This window comes from Prochlorococcus sp. MIT 0604, from assembly GCF_000757845.1.
Lineage (GTDB): Bacteria > Cyanobacteriota > Cyanobacteriia > PCC-6307 > Cyanobiaceae > Prochlorococcus_A.
The window spans coordinates 1,729,762-1,746,905 of record NZ_CP007753.1 but is presented as its reverse complement, the minus strand read 5'-3'; the positions used below and the strand labels follow the sequence as shown (position 1 = coordinate 1,746,905).

Below are 17,144 nucleotides of genomic sequence, written 5' to 3'. Positions count from 1 at the left end.
TAAAGAATATTAATTTGATTGAGTTAACTTATCTTGAGAGGCTTTTATTAAACCTTTAAATAAAGGATGAGGTTTGCCAGGTCGCGATAAAAACTCAGGATGATATTGACATGCTAAGAAGTATGGATGGTTTTCTAACTCAATTAACTCAACTAATCTGCCATCTGGTGAAGTACCACTAATTTTGTATCCAGACTCTAAAAAACTTTGTTTGTAGTAATTATTAAATTCGTATCTATGTCGATGTCTCTCATAAATAACATCCTCATTATATAAGTTTTTTCCAGTTGTATTTTTTGTCAGTCTACATGGATAAACTCCAAGTCTCATTGTCCCACCTAAATCAACTACATCTTCCTGTTCTGGTAATAAATGTATCACTGGATTGGGAGTATCTGGGTCTAGTTCTGAACTTGATGCATCTGGAAGATTAGCTACATTCCTGGCCCATTCTATAACTGCACATTGCATACCAAGGCACAAACCTAAAAAGGGAATTTTATTTTCTCTTGCGAATTTTATAGCCGAAATTTTTCCATTGACTCCTCTATTGCCAAATCCCCCAGGTACGACAATTGCATCAACTTCATTTAAGTAAGTTTCTGCTGAATTTTTTTCTATCATTTCAGCACTTACCCAATGTAAATCTAATAAAGCCTTTTGTTCAATGCATGCATGTCTTAAAGCTTCAACAACGGATAAATATGCATCTCCAAGTTCAATGTATTTACCTACTAAAGCAACTTTAATTGGAGCTCCAGGATTTCTTAGGTTGTGTATTAGTTGCTCCCAATTTTTCAAATCACATTTTTTATCTTCAAGGTTTAAATACTTCAGGGTTTCTTTGCATAAACCTTCTTTTTTTAAAGAAAGAGGTACAGAATAAATACTGTCTGCGTCTAAAGCTTCAATTACAGAGTTGATACTGACACCGCAAAAACCACTAAGCTTCTTTTTAAGAGCTTCATTGATAGATTTATCACTTCGGCATACAAGTAAATCAGGCTGAATTCCAATTGATCTTAATTCTTTCACTGAATGTTGTGTCGGTTTAGTTTTTATTTCGCCAGAGGTTTTGATGTAAGGAAGTAATGTTACGTGTATGTATGCAACATCGTTCGTATTGACATCATTTTTGAATTCTCTGATTGCCTCTAAAAAAGGTAGAGATTCAATATCACCAACTGTTCCACCAATTTCAGTAATAATAATATCTGCATTACTGTTGGCGGCTACTCTATGAATTCTTTCTCTTATCTCTCCCGTTATGTGAGGTATTACTTGGACAGTTCCACCGTCATAACTTCCTCTTCTTTCTTTATTAATAACTGCTTGATAGATAGATCCCGTAGTCACACTATTTAACCTAGTCATTGCAGTATCAGTAAATCTTTCATAGTGACCTAAATCTAGATCGGTTTCAGCCCCATCTTCGGTTACAAATACTTCTCCATGTTGGAAAGGGCTCATTGTTCCTGGATCAACATTGAGATATGGATCTAGTTTTAATATTGAAACACTATATCCTCTAGACTTTAATAATCTTCCTAAGCTTGCAGCTACAATTCCTTTACCAATGCTAGAAACTACTCCTCCGGTGACAAATACAAATTTTGACATTAAATATTTTAATTAAGCACAGCCTCCTTATATTTTATTTAAACAAAAAACTTTTAGAACATCCATATATATTCTTATTCATCAATTGTTATTTCAATATCTAATTCTTTTAATTGTGATTCAGAGACATTTGAAGGTGCATTTGTGAGAAGACATTTTGCTTGTTGATTTTTTGGAAAAGCAATGGTTTCTCTGATTGAATCTGCACCTATGATCAGCATGGTAATACGATCCAATCCAAACGCTATTCCACCATGAGGAGGAGCACCCATTTCTAAGGCTTCTATTAAAAATCCAAATTTTTCATCAATCTCTTCATCAGTAAGTCCTACCGTTTTCAGGACCTCTCTTTGTAAATTCGCTTCATGAATACGTAAGGAGCCACCTCCTAACTCCAATCCATTAAGAACCAAGTCATAAGCATTTGCTGTAGAGCTCTCAATTTCTTTTTTCAAGTTTCCAGAATCTTTAGATTTTATATTTTTTGGAGAGCAAAAAGGATGATGTAAAGCTTCATATCTATTTTCCTCTTCATTTCTCTCAAACATCGGGAAGTCAGTTACCCATAAGAAATTCCATTTACTTTTATCAATGAGATTTAAGTCTTTTGCAATATATTGTCTAACCCTATCTAATGACTGATTGACAATTTGTTTATCTCCAGCTCCTAAGAGGATTAAGTCTCCATCTTTTGCTTCTGTGATTTTTAAAATATCAGCGATATGTTCTTCACTTAAATTATTTTTAATTGCCCCAATAGTCTCAAGCTCATCTCCTTTGACTCTTATAAAGGCCAAACCACCAGCTCCTGCATCTTGTGCTACTTGGAATATATCACCTCCTGGTTTAATTCTTACGTTGCTAATACTTGAATTACCTCCTTTTACTGTTATGGATTTTATATAACCTCCAGACTTAATTGCCTTGGTGAAAATATTAAATCCAATATCACCTAATACTCCTCCTAAATCTTTTAATAACATTTGATATCTAGTATCTGGTCTATCAGTGCCGTAATTATCCATTGCTGCTTGCCATGACATTCTTGGAAAAGCATTATTAAAATTAATATTTAACACTTCTTTCCATATTTTTTTTATGAGACTTTCATTAAAAGAAATTATTTCTTCTTCACTAATAAAGCTCATCTCTATATCTAATTGAGTAAACTCTGGCTGTCTATCTGCCCTTAAGTCTTCATCGCGGAAACACTTTGCGATTTGATAATACTTGTCTAGGCCTCCAACCATTAAAAGTTGTTTAAATAGTTGTGGGGATTGAGGTAAAGCAAAAAATTCTCCATTTGAAAGACGTGCAGGAACAAGAAAATCGCGAGCGCCTTCTGGAGTTGACTTTGTAAGTAATGGGGTCTCTACTTCTGTAAATCCAAAATTATCAAGAAATTCTCTAGCAACTTTAATTATCTTATGTCTTGTTTTTAAATTTTCTAGTAATTTTCCCCTTCTTAAATCAAGGTATCTATATTTTAATCTGAGTTCCTCTTTTGTATTTTCATAATCATGTATAGATACTGGAAAAGGTAAGTTTTTTTTAATTTGGTTGATAATTTGCAAATCTTTAACCTTAAGTTCTAACTCTCCAGTACTTAAATTTGTATTTATGGAATCTTTGGGCCTTTCATTAATAATTCCGCTAACCATTATTACCGTCTCATTTCTTAGAGTTTCTGCCTGTTTGAATAGATCAGCACCATCATCGGGGTTAATTGTTATTTGTAGGAATCCACTATGGTCCCTTAAATCAATAAAAATTACACCACCATGATCTCTTCTTCTATCTACCCATCCGCATAAATTAACTAATTTACCAATATCTTTATTATTGAGTTCTTTGCAAATTCTGTTTCTCATCTAAGTATGATTTATTTATCAATAACTTATAATAATTCTTTAAGGGTAAATTTAGTTAATAATTTTTTTTATAAAACGCTCTTTTTGTTATTACCCCTTTAAATTTTTTGCCTCTTATTAATATTTGAACTTCATTATTTATTAAGGCATGCGAAGTATTGATGTATGCAAAAGCTATAGCTTGTTGTTTAGTTGGAGACCAACTGCCGCTTGTGATAGTCCCAACATTTTCTTCATCTTTAAGAACTGTGCAACCTTTTCTTCCTATTGCTTTACCTTCTATAGAGATACCAACTAACTTTTTTTGAATACCTAATCTTGACTGCTCTTCAAGAAATCTTCTTCCAAAGAATTCGTGACTATTTTCTAGATGTACTAGCCAACCTAATCCTGCTTCATATGGCGAAGTTTCTTCATTTATGTCTTGACCATAAAGATGCATACCTGCTTCAAGTCTAAGAGTATCTCTTGCTCCTAAACCGCAAGGTTCAACATTTTTGGAAATTGAGAAATCCCACAAATTAATTGCTGCTTTTTTAGATAAAAGTATTTCTAGACCATTTTCCCCTGTATATCCTGTCTTGGAAAAGAAAATTTTTTCTTTAGGCGAAATATGTTCAAAAATTTTATATTCGCATCCAAAGTTAGGGATATGTGAGATCGAAGATTCAATCCATTCTTCAAATAAATCGAATGAGTTTTTCCCCTGTAGAGCTAAAAGTACTTTGTCTTTTTTAAAGTTTGTTATCGAAATTTCATATTTATTTAAATTATTTTTTATCCACTGAAAATCTTCTTCATATCTACTTGCATTAACTATTAACAATAATTCTGATATGTCATTTTCTTGTATACCTAGGTCATAAATTATTAAGTCATCTATTATTCCTCCTTTATCATTGAGCATTACTGTATAAAGCCCCTGACCTTCAGAAAAGGAGTATAAATTAGTAGGAAAAAGTTTTTGAATATAATCCTTTGGATTGATTCCCTTAACAGATATCACACCCATGTGAGAAATATCAAATAATCCTACTGAAGATCTAACTGATTCATGCTCTTTAATTAATCCTGAAAAAGATATGGGCATTTCCCAACCTGCAAAATCCACTAATTTTGCATTGGATTCAACATATTTTGAATAAAGAGGACTTTTTAGCAAATCCATGAAATATTTAGTTTGTATTTAGTATTTTTACACTGTAGTTTAGAAATTCTTTATTGCATATTTTCTAATGACAAAATTAAGCTTCTAAGTATTTTGGCTGCAACTATGCTACTTACTCCGCTTTTATCAATTTCTGGAGATAATTCCACAATATCTGAAGCCACAATTCTAAAATCTTTTAAAGTTTTCAGTATTTCTTCAAAATCATTCCAAAAAAATCCTCCTGGTTCTGGAGTGCCCGTTCCTGCTAATAAACTGGGATCAAACCAATCTAAATCTATTGTTAAATAGATTGGTGACTTAACGTATGGTCGAAGAGCTTGTTGTAACTCATGTGTATTTCCTCCTGGACAAAAGTTAACTAATTGGTTGTTGTTATGCATAATTTCAAATTCTTTCTTAGTCCCACTTCTAATTCCTACTTGCAAAATTTTCTTTTCAGGTAGCACTTCTAAGCATCTTTTCATAGTACAAGCATGACTATGTTCATTTCCTATATATGATTCTCTTAAATCTGCATGAGCATCAAGTTGAACTAATATCAAATCTGGATATTTTTTTACTAATGCTTCAATAGCACCTCTTGTAATAGAGTGTTCGCCTCCAAGCATAATAGGACTAAGGCGTTTACTAATTAAATAATTTGTTGCTGATTTAACCGATTCAATAACGGACTTTGAGTCATTTTTATCAGTTAGTATTGATCCAAAATCAACATACATAATATCCTCTAAGTCTTTTCTTATTTTTGGACAATATTTTTCTAAACAAGAACTGACTTGTCTTATTGCTTCTGGACCAAATCTTGCTCCTGGTTTAAACGAGCATGTCCCGTCATAATTAACTCCGAATATACCAATTGAGCAATTCTCAGGACTTCTTTTTGCTCCCATATAAATTGCATTTTCGTTATCAAATAAATTTTTTGTCATCTTATGAATCTAGTTCTTTTACAATTTTATTTGGCATCATTTTGAATGCTGCATTTTGGAAATTTAAATTCCAAATTTCACATCCTTTTTCTATTTTTAGTGCTTCATTATAATTTTTATTTGATAAATTTAGATCTTCTGAAGAAGCGAATGTCCAACTCCAAATCCCGCTTGGATATATAGGCACAAAGGAATACATAGTTTCAGAAACTTTGAATTTATTTTTTAGGGTTTTCAAAATATTTATGTGAATATTCTTGAAGGATTCAGGAGATTCGCTTTGCGTTGCTAATATCCCCTTTGGTGTAAGTATTCTTTTACATTCTTCATAAAAAGAATCTGAAAATAATAAATTTGAAAATTCTGAGGGATCTGAACAATCTATAAATATAACGTCGTAAAAATTATCTCTTGTTTTTTTTACCCATTTAACACCATCATCAACATGTATTTCTAATCTTTTGTCATTCCATGCTTCGCCTCCAATTTCTTTTAGAAATTTTTTAGATATTTTGATTACCTCCTCATCAATTTCTACCAGATCAATTTTTGATATTTGAGAATATTTAACGCATTCTCTTACGGTACCACCGTCACCACCGCCAATAATTAGTACATTAGATTTTTCTTCAATGCTACTTAATGCAGGATGCACAAGACACTCATGATAATATTTTTCGTCTTTTAATGATGTCATCCAGCAACCATCTAACATTAAAGCTTTGCCATAATATTCATTTTCAATAACAATAATTTCTTGATATTTTGATGTTTTTTTAATTAGAATTTCCCCATTTAGGCCGAATCTAGAGCCTTTGTGATATTCATCTATCCATGTTGTAATATTTGTCATTTGCTTCTATGAATTTTCCCCGCCAGTTTTTGTTTGGCATTTTGCCACAGCCTTTGAAAGTCTTTAGGAGTTTGTTTTTTAATATTATCTCCTGCATGATCCTCGACGATTGAAAATCTTTCCAAAAATTTTATATTAGTTTTTTGAAGAGCTGATTCAGGATTGATTTTTAAAAAGTTTGAGAGATTCAGAAGGGTAAAGTAAATATCCCCAAATTCATTTTTTATTTCTGAATCATTATTACTTTTAATTGCTTCCTTTAATTCATTAATTTCTTCTTCTAACTTTTCAAAAATCTGATCGGTATTCTCCCATTTAAAACCATATTCTTTAACAACATTTGTGATTTTATCTGTTCCAACCATTGGTGGTAAATTTTTGATTTTCATATTTAAATTTTTACTAATTGATGCTTCCGTATGAGGTGTTTCTTTTTCTGAATTTTTAATGTTTTCCCAAATCTGTTGCGATTTTTCTAGAGATACTTTTTCTTTTTTTTTAAAAATATATGGATGTCTATTAATAATTTTCTTGTTTAGATTTTTTATAACATCATATAGTTCAAATTCTTTTTTTTCGTGACCGATTTCAGCATGAAGCATTACTTGTAATAAAAGATCTCCTAACTCTTCACATATGTTATCCGCCTTTTTTTCATATATCGCTTCTATAAACTCATTACTTTCTTCAAGTAAAAATGGGATCAACGATTTATGAGACTGTATTTTCTGCCAAGGGCATCCCCAATTTTTATCTTTTAATGATTTGATATTAGATATTAATATTTTAAAGCTTTTTAAAGTCTTTAAATCGGAATTCTTTTGTAAGTTATATCTATCGTTTAAGGACATAGGATATATTTTATTAATTTAATTTTGCCTCAATCATGAAATATTTAAATACTTAGTATAAATATTTCAACTTCATCTATTAGAATGGTCTATTATAAGGGCGATTAGCTCAGCGGTAGAGCGCCTGCCTTACAAGCAGGATGTCCCTGGTTCGAACCCTGGATCGCCCATTTATTATTTTTCTAATGACTGAGATCGTCAATCTTTCAATCAGTCAAAACGCTGCTTCAGAACTATCTAGGCAAGCTTCTTTTGGAGGTTCTCCAGGAGAAATGTCGATTGATTTGGTAGAAGATAAAAATTGTTCCGAAGGATGGATGCATATTCAATTAAGGCCAGGTACATGTAATGGATCCCCTATTTCAAGAACTGAAGGAGTAACTTTATACGCGGATGTAAAAAAGTTTAATTTACTGAAAGATTTAAAATTAGATTATTACGGTGATTTGAGCGGTGGTGGATTTCTTATTTCAACACCAAAAAATGCAAAGCGTTGCTCTTGTGGTGCTGGCTTCAAACTTTTGTAGAATGGATGTGTCTTTTTTTGCAAACTAATATTATTTTCATTAATTGGCTGCTCTCAAGATAAAATAAACAAAAAGATTATTGAAATGAAATTTGCATATGACAGAGATGAATGATCAATTATCTTTAGAAAATTATTCACCTTTTGAAGTAGAGAAAAAGTGGCAAGAAAAATGGGAAAGTCTAAGGGCGTTTAGTCCTAACCCTCAGGATGATGGGGATCCTTTTTGCGTTGTTATTCCTCCACCAAATGTAACTGGATCTTTGCATATGGGGCATGCATTTAATACGGCTTTGATAGATGTTGTAGTACGTTTTCAAAGACTTTTAGGTAAGAATGTTTTGTGTTTACCTGGAACTGATCATGCTTCAATAGCTGTTCAAACTATTCTCGAAAAACAATTAAAAAGTGAAGGCAAAACAAGCGAGGATATTGGAAGAGATGAATTTCTTAAAAGAGCATGGAATTGGAAAGAACAAAGTGGTGGAAGAATAGTTTCTCAATTAAAAAGGATAGGATATTCAGTTGACTGGAATAGAGAGAGATTTACTCTTGATCAAAAATTAAATGAAGCAGTTATTGAGGCTTTTAATATTCTCTATAAAAAGAATTTAATCTATAGAGGTGAATATTTGGTCAATTGGTGCCCTGAATCTCAATCTGCCGTAAGTGATCTTGAAGTTGAAATGCAAGAAGTAAATGGTCATTTATGGCATTTTAAATACCCTTTAATTTCTGAAAGTGGTGAACACTTAGATAAGTACTTAGAAGTTGCAACAACAAGACCAGAAACTCTTTTGGGTGATACTGCTGTGGCAGTTAATCCTAATGATGATAGATATAAAGAATTTATTGGTGTCAAAGTAAAAGTTCCTTTCGTTGATAGAGAAATACCTATTATCGCTGATTCACATGTTGATAAAGATTTTGGTACGGGTTGTGTGAAGGTTACTCCAGCTCATGATCCAAATGATTTTGCAATAGGAAAAAGGCATAATTTAAAACAGATTAATGTAATGAACAAAGATGGAACTTTAAATATTAATGCAGGCATTTTTCAAAATTTAGATAGATATGAGGCTAGAAAGAAAATTATCAAAGAATTGGATAACTTAGGTCTTTTGACAAAGATAGAGGATTATAAACATACTGTTCCTTTTTCTGATAGAGGTAAGGTGCCAATTGAACCTTTATTGTCAACACAATGGTTTTTGAAAATGGATGATATATCACAAGGATGTCTTAATGAAATTGATTCTAAAAAACCATCTTTTATTCCTCCACGCTGGGAGAAGGTTTATAAGGATTGGTTAGAGAATATTAATGATTGGTGTATCAGTCGGCAACTGTGGTGGGGGCACCAAATACCAGCCTGGTACGTTTTAGATGAATCTCAAGACTCAATAGAACAAAATACTCCATATATTGTTGCAAGAAATGAAGAGGATGCCTTAATCGAAGCTAATAAAAAATTTGGATTAAATATTAAATTGGTTCGTGATAAAGATGTTTTGGATACGTGGTTTTCAAGTGGTTTATGGCCTTTTTCAACCCTTGGTTGGCCAAATATAAATGATCCGGATTTTAAAAAATGGTATCCAAATAGTGTTCTTGTTACTGGTTTCGATATTATTTTCTTCTGGGTGGCAAGAATGACAATGATGGGGAATACATTTACAAATAATATTCCTTTTAAGGATGTTTATATTCATGGTCTAGTTCGAGATGAAAATAATAAAAAAATGAGTAAAAGTTCAGGTAATGGTATTGATCCAATACTATTAATTGATAAATATGGTTCTGATGCTCTACGATTTGCTTTAATTCGAGAAGTTGCAGGCGCTGGACAAGATATCCGGCTTGATTTTGATAGGAAAAAAGAAACGTCTTCAACTGTTGAAGCTTCAAGAAATTTTGCGAATAAATTATGGAATGCAACTAAATTTGTGTTAATTAATAAAACTTCTAATAATAATTATTCGCTTAATGAGAGTGACGAAAATTCTTTAGAGTTATGTGATAAGTGGATTTTATCGAAATTGAATCAGGTAAATATAAAAGTCGCTGCTTTGTTGAAAGAATATAAATTGGGAGAATCTGCGAAACTTCTATATGAATTTACGTGGAATGATTTTTGTGACTGGTATGTAGAATTTGCTAAACAAAGGTTTAATAATAAAGAGACTAAAAATAGACAAATATCTGAAAAAGTTTTAATAAAAGTGCTCAATGATATTTTAGTAATGATTCATCCTTTTATGCCGCACATTACTGAGGAACTTTGGCATGTGCTGCAACTAAAACCAGATAATGCATTATTATCACTTCAAAAATGGCCAATTCACGAAAATAAATTTGTTGATAATAAGCTTGATAATTCCTTTCAGCAACTCTTTGAAATTATTAGGCTGATTAGAAATTTGAGAGCTGAATTAGGTCTTAAGCCATCAGAAAAAGTTCCTGTATATTTAATTTCAGACAATGATGAATTGATTGATTTTTTAAAAGCTTTAGTTGATGATATTCAAACCTTAACTAAATCTTCTGAAGTATTTATTTTTAAAACTAATGCTGTTGATAAAAAAGAGTTTGCTAAATCCTTTTCAGGTATAATTAGTGATTTAGAGGTTTACTTACCTTTTCAGGATTTTGTAAATATAGATGCATTAAAGGAAAGGTTAATAAAGGATTTAAAAAAGGTAACTATTGAATTAGATAATTTAAATAAGAGATTATCTAATAAAAATTTCGTTGATAAGGCTCCAAAAGATATTGTTGAGGAATGCAGATTCAAATTAAATGAGGGTTCAGTACAAAAGGAAAGAATTACTAAAAAACTCGAACTTTTGAATTGAGAATGAATATATTTCTTGAAAATATTTATAATTTGTCTTTTTTTTTTAATACTGGTTTTGGGATCTTTTCGTTTGTTTGTATTTATATTTTAATTGTTTTATTAATACTGCCAGCCTCTTGGTTATCTTTATTATCAGGTTTTTTATATGGCTCATATTTAGGATCAATTATCGTTTTCATTTCCGCTTCCATAGGAGCATCAGTTGCTTTTTTTGTATCAAAAAGTTTTTTTGCAAAAAAGCTAAAAAATCTTTTTAGCCGTTATCCAAAATTAAGTGTCATGGAAAAAGTAGTAGAAAAAGGCGGGCTTAAATTAATTTTTTTAGCAAGATTATCGCCGATATTTCCCTTCAGTATTCTTAATTATTTTTATGGTTTGAATAATGTTAAATTTAGAGATTTCGCTCTTGGTCTTCTTGGAATAATTCCAGGAACTTTTCTTTATTGCTCAATAGGTAGTTTGGCAAAAAGTATCCAGGAGTTAAAAAATGTGCAATCACCAAATAATCTATATATCACTGTCGTTGGAATTATTTCAACTTTTTTAGTTTTATATTTCTCAGCTAAATACTCCAGAGAATATTTTGAAAAATCTTAAAAATTTACTCTTTAATATTCCAATCTTTAATTGATGCAATTAAGATAAACCACAAAAGCCTTAATTTACCTAGTAAAGTTTTGTTAGCTTCTAATTCGATATATTTTGCCTGTCCACAAGGTGTTTTTATGAAGTTGAAAACTGTTTTCTTCGTCATAAGTCTCTCAAAAAGTCCTGATAATAATTCTTATATTGTATAGCCAAGATTTTTATTTTTTTTATTTAAAAACCACATTTTTCTTTGACTACTTTGTTGAATATTATTTTTTAAAATTTAAATTTTTTCTCCATCTTTAAATCCTCTAAAGCATTTGAATCTAGGAAACCTAAGACTAAAAGCCACCGCATCCTTGGATTTAGTTTTAGCATCAGCTCTGATTTCTACAAGTTGACCAACGAGATGATTACGTTTTGACCAATATTCTTCACGTTGGATATCACTAAATCCGCTTCCGCAACTAAGACTGTATTCATACCCATCATCTTCTCCTTCTACCAAGATTGCTCCCAGTCTCCCTTTGTTGCGACCTGTACCCTCCTCAACCGATACAACTTTTAAAGTGACTTCAATGAAAGGTTTTGCTTTTAACCAACTGTGTGTTCTTTTACATTCATAAATAGCATCAGGATCTTTAATCATTACTCCTTCATATCCACCTTCTACTGCAGATTTATTAAGCTCTACAAATCTTTTCTGTCCCTCTATGGTGTCGAGATCTACATTTTCCCATTCAAGTGTTTTTATATGTCTTAGAAGCATAGAATGTTTTGCCACCCATTCTTTTACTAATAAACTTCTTGCTGTTTGACTAGTGTTCCATCTCCCTTTTTGGAAGTTTTCAAGGGGACATAAGTCAAATAGGTGTAGAACTGCGTCTTTTGTTTGCTTACCATCTTTTCTATGAACTTGTTTCATTAAATCCTGAAAGTTAGCGCTCATTACTTCACCATCTAAGACTAAGTCATGAGGTAGAGGATCCTCTTTTAAGACGTTCTCTATTTCCGAGATAATATGACCAAAATTATGGAATTGTTTCCCATTACGAGAAAACATTTCTACTTTATTTTGTCTAATAATAGTTAAGACGCGCACACCATCTAATTTGATTTCAATTTGCTTTTTTCCTATCATTTTTTTTTCATGATTTGCACTGTCATGAGCTAAAGGACAAGAAAAAATAGGAATCGCATATTTGGGAAATTTCTTGGCTATCTTGTTGATTGTTTTTTCAGATACACCACATCTAAGATCTTTAATTAAAACTCTTCTATAAAATCCATTCCACTCTTTTTTTGTGGCAGATTCCATAGCCGTAATAATTGCATCGCGAGCTGCGTGACCAGTAAGTTCTCTTTGAATAAGTTTATTTGCTAATTCCCTAAAATCTTTCCATAAAAAATTTTCACTTTTTTCATTCTCTTTTTCAGGAACAATTTTTACGCCAAAAGTTACCAATGGATCAAGTGCCATACAGATTCCCTCAAAAAAATCATCTAGACCTTGTTCCATCGCTTCTGAGATGATTTTTTCTTTATCTAATCTACTTGGGTGTAATTCTAATTGATGAATTATCTCTTCTTTAAACAATTCTTTTTGCCTCACAAAAAATTATGAATTCACTTTTGCTATTCTGTCTATTTTCCAATCATTGTCAGTTTTTGCAAAAGTAAAGTCTAATGGGAGCTCATCTTGTTTATCTTCTGATTTTAAATTCAAAGTTATTATGATTTGATCTTCTTGGACTCTAGGTCTTCCTGATTTTAAATTTCTGTATTTATTGAGGTTTAAACTAGCTAAAAATTTAAGAAAGTCTTGGCGCTTCACATGAGTTTTATAAGTTTTTGTAGTCAAACCATACGCTGCATCAATTCTTCCTGCAGCTATTTGATCAAAAAACTTTCTTACTAATGGATTAATTCCTCTGGCGCTTATAACCAATTTGACCGCATTAAAAGTCCAAAAAGAAACTAGTACCGCTCCGCCAACTAATAATGCTTTGAATCCTATATCTTTAACTAGTGTTGCATCCATGTTGATTTAAGTTTTTTATTACTTTAAGAAAAGAAATCGTTTTTGATGGCTTTTTTTGTCAAAATAATACTAATTTTAATCCATAATGCCTGTAATTCCTCTTTTACCTTTATTTCATAAATTTAATAGTCAATATTTTGAAAATTCTCTGGCGATTAATAATCAACCTTTAGTAAAAGTTAGATGGAGTGATAATAGATTAAAAACTACTGCTGGTTTCTATAAAAGAAAACGAATTAATGGTCTTGTAGATTCTGAAATTATTTTATCGAAACCTATTTTGAGTAAATTATCTACTAGTGAAATAAACAGTACTTTATGTCATGAAATGATTCATGCATGGGTAGATAGGATATTAAAAAAAAATGAGATACATGGTCCAAATTTCTTAGAAAAGATGAATGAAATTAATGAGAAGGAGAAGAATTTTCAAATTTCTGTGAGGCACTCATTTCCTATTGAAAGGAGAGAATTAAAATACATAGGAACTTGCCAAAATTGTGGTGAGAAATTTTTCTACAGGAAAAGGATAAAGAATATTGCCTGTAAAAAATGTTGTGTAAAATTCTTTAATGGATCATGGAATAAAAAGTGTTTAATTTTGTTTGATTAAAAATATAAGATGTGATTTTGTTTCTATATTTGGAATTATCTATTTTTTTAATGTAATTTATATTTTAAAAAGCATAATAATTTATGGATTCAAGGAGAATTAGAAATCTTAGAAATAGTTTTGATAAAAATATTGTTGATAAACAGGTTGATAAAATTTTCGAAACCGGAAGACAATTTGTTGATGGAGTATCCGGGGCTAGGCCAGGAAAAAGAAGGAACTCAGATTTTCAAGGAATAACAAGTAAGAGTGTTAAAAAAGTAGGAAGATGGGTATCTGAAAAAGTGGATTTATTTTTTGATGAAGATAATGATGATTGGAATGATGAGAATTTTTACGCTGATAACAGTGATATTAAGACATTTTCCAGAGAATCAAATTCTTATGAATCTGCTAAACAGTATTCAAAAAGACCTTTAGAAGCAATATCTTTAAGGCAACCAAAAAATTTACAGACAACTGAACAAAAAAAATTACCCTATGCGAAAGAGAGTAAAGATGAAGATTGGCCAGATGAAATGGATTTCAAAGTTGAGAGATGGCAAAGAGCTTCAGAAAAGGAGAATAATACTTCGAGAGAGCAATTAAACCAACAAGTTCAATCAAAATCAAGAAATCTTCCCAGATCAAGAAGAAGAAGAGTATAGCTTCGTAAACTCTTTAATTCCTGAATAGCCTAATAAATTTTCTAAATGTGGATTGAATACTTCTCGAATAATTGTTAAGGGCTTTTTGTCTCGAAAAAATCTATAATTTCTTGCCCAGAAGGGACCTTTAAAACAAAATTGATCTTCTAACCAATTTGAATTAACAAGTGAAATTCGGTCAACTTCTCTAAACAATTCTGATCTGTCTTGTGTCAAATTCTTCCAAATTGGTTCTTCTTTGGCTTTTAAATTTTCATTCACTTGTTCTGCATTCCACCAACTTTCAGCCCATGCTAGGTTTTTATTATTGTTTCTAATCCATACTTGTCTTCTAATTAAAGGTCCATTTAATTGATTTAACTCTTTAGGACCTTCTTCAATGAATAGAGGATCTACTTGCATTGAAATTAATTTAATTTTCGTCTCTTGATTAGTTAAAAGCTGTAAATGTCTAGTTGGACTTCCATCCCCAAGCAGCATTAATTTCCATGGACCAGATATGTTTGGTAATGAATTTTTCACTAAAAAAGTAGAGGCTTTTTCTTCCCATAAAATTTTTGGTGAGTTAAAAAGTTTATTATTCAGTGCTCAGACGGAATGCTTTTAAGATGATAACTTTTTTTCGACAAAAATATTTGCCTTTTCTTTTTTTATTTCTCTTATTTTTAGCCAAACAAGTAATGCGGTTAAATCAGCTTTGCTTACTCCAGGAATTTTTGAAGCATCACCAAAATTCTTTGGCTTTATCTTATTCAAATTTTCTCTAGCTTCTAAGGATAATGTATCTATCTTTTCATAATTTATTTCTTGAGGCAGAGATTTATAGCTTTGACGATTTATTTGTTCAATGTTGTTTTTTTGTCTTTTAAGGTAACCCTCGTATTTAATATCTATTTCAACACCTTCTTGTATTGAAGAACCTAGATTTTTTTCAGTCAAATTATATTTAATTAGATCTGAATAATGAAAGTTTGGTCTTTTTAAGAGTTCTTTCAAAGTTGTTGAGCCTTTGATCTTTGATCCCGTTTCTAATTCTATTTTTTTTGCTATTTCATTGGTATTTTTTAAACGAGTGTTATTTAATCTAAATTTCTCTTCCTCGAGGAGTTTCATTTTTTCTTGATAGGCCAACCATCTTCTCTCATTAATAAGCCCTATTTGATAACCTAATGGTGTTAATCTCCTATCCGCATTATCTCCTCTAAGAGTTAACCTATATTCACTCCTACTAGTAAGAACTCTGTATGGTTCTTTGAGATCTTTGGTAATTAAATCATTGATCATTGTTCCTATATAACTGCTTTCTCTAGTGAAGATTATTGGGTCTTTTTTGTTTAGTTTTCTTGTCGCATTGACTCCTGCAACTAATCCTTGTGCTGCTGCCTCTTCATAACCAGTAGTCCCATTAATTTGTCCGGCGCTAAATAAATATTCAACTGCTTTCGTTTCGAGTGATGTTTGGAGCTGTGTTGCAGGTATATAGTCATACTCCACAGCATATGCTGGTCGCAACATTTTACATTCACTTAATCCAGGTAAGGTTCTTAAAAGTTCTAATTGAATATTTTCGGGTAAACCTGTAGAAAATCCTTGCACATATATTTCAGGAGTATTAATTCCTTCTGGTTCTAAAAAAATTTGATGTGATTCTTTATCAGCAAATTTAACGATTTTATCTTCAATTGATGGACAATATCTTGGCCCCTTACTATCAATAAAACCTCCGTAAATGGGAGTTAAATGTAAATTGTCTCGAATTAGTTGATGTGTTTTGCTAGTTGTTCTTGTGATGTGACAACTAACTTGGGGCATATTATTTTTTATATTTGGGTCAAACGAAAAATATTTATCTGCTGCAGTGCTTGGTTGAATATCTAATTCATCAAAAATGATACTTCTTTTATCAACTCTTGCTGGAGTTCCTGTTTTTAAACGTTCTGTTTTGATACCAATTTCGTGCAAATTTTGAGTAAGACCTTTTGCTGCTTGTTCTCCCGATCTACCAGCTGACATTGATTTATTACCTATCCATATTCTTCCTTCTAAGAACGTACCAGCTGTGATGATAACTGATCTTGCTGAATAATAACTGCCAAAGAAAGTCTTTACACCCTTTATTCTTTTTTTTAAGATTTTTTTTGAGTTCAATCCAATTTCTTCAGTTTTTGCAATATCTAGTTCAGTAATCATTGCTTCTTTTAAAGATAAATTATCTGTATTTTGTAGTATTTCAATCATCTTTTTTGAATATTCTCTTTTATCTGTTTGAGCTCTTAATGCCCATACAGCTGGGCCTCTACTTGCATTTAATATTCTTTTTTGTATAGCTGTCTCATCAGCTAATTTACCAATAATTCCTCCTAATGCATCAACTTCATGTACCAGCTGACTTTTTGCTGGCCCTCCTACTGCAGGGTTGCAAGGTTGCCAGGCAATCCTATCTAAGTTGATTGTAAATAAGGCTGTAGAAAACCCTAATTTTGCTGTTGTTATAGCTGCTTCGCATCCTGCATGTCCTCCTCCAATAACGATGATGTCAAAAGATTCATTTGTTGAGTGATGATCTTGCATTCTAGG

Annotated in this window: 16 protein-coding genes and 1 tRNA gene; 6 read left to right on the top strand and 11 right to left on the bottom strand. The window is 31.5% G+C overall.

Annotated features, from left to right (window positions below; all coding sequences use genetic code 11):
• Positions 1 to 9: 9 nt before the first annotated feature.
• The 6 genes from EW14_RS09580 to mazG all read right to left on the bottom strand — a co-directional run bounded on the left by EW14_RS09580 (position 10) and on the right by mazG (position 7,295).
• A complete protein-coding gene (locus EW14_RS09580; RefSeq protein WP_042851232.1) occupies positions 10 to 1,620 on the bottom strand; it encodes a CTP synthase in 1,611 nt (536 codons plus the stop codon).
• A 74-nt stretch (positions 1,621 to 1,694) separates the two neighbouring features.
• Positions 1,695 to 3,491, bottom strand: a complete 1,797-nt coding sequence (aspS, locus tag EW14_RS09575) for an aspartate--tRNA ligase (RefSeq protein WP_042851231.1) — start codon at positions 3,489 to 3,491, stop codon at positions 1,695 to 1,697.
• Positions 3,492 to 3,546: 55 nt separating this feature from the next.
• Positions 3,547 to 4,659, bottom strand: coding sequence for a glycine cleavage system aminomethyltransferase GcvT (gcvT, locus tag EW14_RS09570; RefSeq protein ID WP_042851230.1), 1,113 nt, complete (start codon positions 4,657 to 4,659; stop codon positions 3,547 to 3,549).
• 50 nt (positions 4,660 to 4,709) lie between these two features.
• Positions 4,710 to 5,591 carry an agmatinase gene (gene speB, locus EW14_RS09565; protein WP_042851229.1) on the bottom strand — a complete coding sequence of 294 codons (882 nt, stop codon included), beginning with the start codon at positions 5,589 to 5,591 and terminating at the stop codon, positions 4,710 to 4,712.
• A gap of 1 nt (position 5,592) precedes the next feature.
• A complete protein-coding gene (gene speE / locus EW14_RS09560) occupies positions 5,593 to 6,444 on the bottom strand; it encodes a polyamine aminopropyltransferase (protein WP_042851228.1) in 852 nt (283 codons plus the stop codon).
• A complete protein-coding gene (gene mazG, locus EW14_RS09555) occupies positions 6,441 to 7,295 on the bottom strand; it encodes a nucleoside triphosphate pyrophosphohydrolase (RefSeq protein WP_042851227.1) in 855 nt (284 codons plus the stop codon). The genes speE and mazG overlap by 4 nt, the downstream gene beginning before the upstream one ends.
• A gap of 98 nt (positions 7,296 to 7,393) precedes the next feature.
• On the opposite strand from mazG, the gene EW14_RS09550 reads away from it, so the two are divergent.
• The 4 genes from EW14_RS09550 to EW14_RS09535 all read left to right on the top strand — a co-directional run bounded on the left by EW14_RS09550 (position 7,394) and on the right by EW14_RS09535 (position 11,275).
• Positions 7,394 to 7,465 (top strand) — tRNA-Val (locus EW14_RS09550).
• A complete protein-coding gene (locus EW14_RS09935; protein ID WP_071840815.1) occupies positions 7,436 to 7,822 on the top strand; it encodes an AIR synthase in 387 nt (128 codons plus the stop codon). Before EW14_RS09550 ends, EW14_RS09935 begins: the two co-directional genes overlap by 30 nt.
• 97 nt (positions 7,823 to 7,919) lie before the next feature.
• Positions 7,920 to 10,676, top strand: coding sequence for a valine--tRNA ligase (locus EW14_RS09540; protein ID WP_042851225.1), 2,757 nt, complete (start codon positions 7,920 to 7,922; stop codon positions 10,674 to 10,676).
• Between the two features lie 2 nt (positions 10,677 to 10,678).
• Positions 10,679 to 11,275 (top strand): TVP38/TMEM64 family protein, encoded by a 597-nt coding sequence (locus EW14_RS09535; RefSeq protein WP_042851223.1) that lies wholly within the window; start codon positions 10,679 to 10,681, stop codon positions 11,273 to 11,275.
• A 4-nt stretch (positions 11,276 to 11,279) separates the two neighbouring features.
• Here EW14_RS09535 and EW14_RS10535 read toward each other — a convergent pair whose 3' ends face one another.
• From EW14_RS10535 to EW14_RS09525, 3 genes are all read right to left on the bottom strand, one after another.
• Positions 11,280 to 11,432, bottom strand: coding sequence for a hypothetical protein (locus EW14_RS10535; RefSeq protein WP_197049592.1), 153 nt, complete (start codon positions 11,430 to 11,432; stop codon positions 11,280 to 11,282).
• Positions 11,433 to 11,549: 117 nt separating this feature from the next.
• On the bottom strand, positions 11,550 to 12,863 hold the full coding sequence (locus EW14_RS09530) for a hypothetical protein (RefSeq protein WP_042851392.1): 1,314 nt from the start codon (positions 12,861 to 12,863) through the stop codon (positions 11,550 to 11,552).
• Between the two features lie 21 nt (positions 12,864 to 12,884).
• Positions 12,885 to 13,307 (bottom strand): hypothetical protein, encoded by a 423-nt coding sequence (locus EW14_RS09525; protein WP_042851222.1) that lies wholly within the window; start codon positions 13,305 to 13,307, stop codon positions 12,885 to 12,887.
• An 85-nt stretch (positions 13,308 to 13,392) separates the two neighbouring features.
• Between EW14_RS09525 and EW14_RS09520 the strand changes: the two genes are divergently transcribed.
• Together EW14_RS09520 and EW14_RS09515 are read left to right on the top strand one after the other, a co-directional pair.
• Complete coding sequence (locus EW14_RS09520; protein WP_042851221.1) at positions 13,393 to 13,920, top strand: SprT family zinc-dependent metalloprotease; 528 nt, start codon at positions 13,393 to 13,395, stop codon at positions 13,918 to 13,920.
• Between the two features lie 83 nt (positions 13,921 to 14,003).
• Positions 14,004 to 14,567, top strand: a complete 564-nt coding sequence (locus EW14_RS09515; protein ID WP_042851220.1) for a hypothetical protein — start codon at positions 14,004 to 14,006, stop codon at positions 14,565 to 14,567.
• Here the strand turns inward: EW14_RS09515 and EW14_RS09510 are convergent.
• Both EW14_RS09510 and mnmG read right to left on the bottom strand, forming a co-directional pair.
• Complete coding sequence (locus EW14_RS09510) at positions 14,547 to 15,122, bottom strand: chorismate lyase (protein ID WP_197049623.1); 576 nt, start codon at positions 15,120 to 15,122, stop codon at positions 14,547 to 14,549. The two genes, EW14_RS09515 and EW14_RS09510, sit on opposite strands and share 21 nt — an antisense overlap.
• A 48-nt stretch (positions 15,123 to 15,170) precedes the next feature.
• On the bottom strand, positions 15,171 to 17,138 hold the full coding sequence (mnmG, locus tag EW14_RS09505) for a tRNA uridine-5-carboxymethylaminomethyl(34) synthesis enzyme MnmG (RefSeq protein WP_042851219.1): 1,968 nt from the start codon (positions 17,136 to 17,138) through the stop codon (positions 15,171 to 15,173).
• Positions 17,139 to 17,144: the final 6 nt, after the last annotated feature.

What these genes read in the sequence shown, in the direction of transcription:
- EW14_RS09580 (WP_042851232.1), bottom strand. Translation starts at nt 1,620, where the DNA reads ATGTCAAAATTTGTATTTGTCACCGGAGGAGTAGTTTCTAGCATTGGT.
- speE (WP_042851228.1), bottom strand. Translation starts at nt 6,444, where the DNA reads ATGACAAATATTACAACATGGATAGATGAATATCACAAAGGCTCTAGA.
- EW14_RS09535 (WP_042851223.1), top strand. Translation starts at nt 10,679, where the DNA reads ATGAATATATTTCTTGAAAATATTTATAATTTGTCTTTTTTTTTTAAT.
- EW14_RS09540 (WP_042851225.1), top strand. Translation starts at nt 7,920, where the DNA reads ATGACAGAGATGAATGATCAATTATCTTTAGAAAATTATTCACCTTTT.
- mazG (WP_042851227.1), bottom strand. Translation starts at nt 7,295, where the DNA reads ATGTCCTTAAACGATAGATATAACTTACAAAAGAATTCCGATTTAAAG.
- EW14_RS09525 (WP_042851222.1), bottom strand. Translation starts at nt 13,307, where the DNA reads ATGGATGCAACACTAGTTAAAGATATAGGATTCAAAGCATTATTAGTT.
- EW14_RS09520 (WP_042851221.1), top strand. Translation starts at nt 13,393, where the DNA reads ATGCCTGTAATTCCTCTTTTACCTTTATTTCATAAATTTAATAGTCAA.
- EW14_RS09515 (WP_042851220.1), top strand. Translation starts at nt 14,004, where the DNA reads ATGGATTCAAGGAGAATTAGAAATCTTAGAAATAGTTTTGATAAAAAT.
- aspS (WP_042851231.1), bottom strand. Translation starts at nt 3,491, where the DNA reads ATGAGAAACAGAATTTGCAAAGAACTCAATAATAAAGATATTGGTAAA.
- mnmG (WP_042851219.1), bottom strand. Translation starts at nt 17,138, where the DNA reads ATGCAAGATCATCACTCAACAAATGAATCTTTTGACATCATCGTTATT.
- speB (WP_042851229.1), bottom strand. Translation starts at nt 5,591, where the DNA reads ATGACAAAAAATTTATTTGATAACGAAAATGCAATTTATATGGGAGCA.
- EW14_RS09935 (WP_071840815.1), top strand. Translation starts at nt 7,436, where the DNA reads ATGTCCCTGGTTCGAACCCTGGATCGCCCATTTATTATTTTTCTAATG.
- gcvT (WP_042851230.1), bottom strand. Translation starts at nt 4,659, where the DNA reads ATGGATTTGCTAAAAAGTCCTCTTTATTCAAAATATGTTGAATCCAAT.
- EW14_RS10535 (WP_197049592.1), bottom strand. Translation starts at nt 11,432, where the DNA reads ATGACGAAGAAAACAGTTTTCAACTTCATAAAAACACCTTGTGGACAG.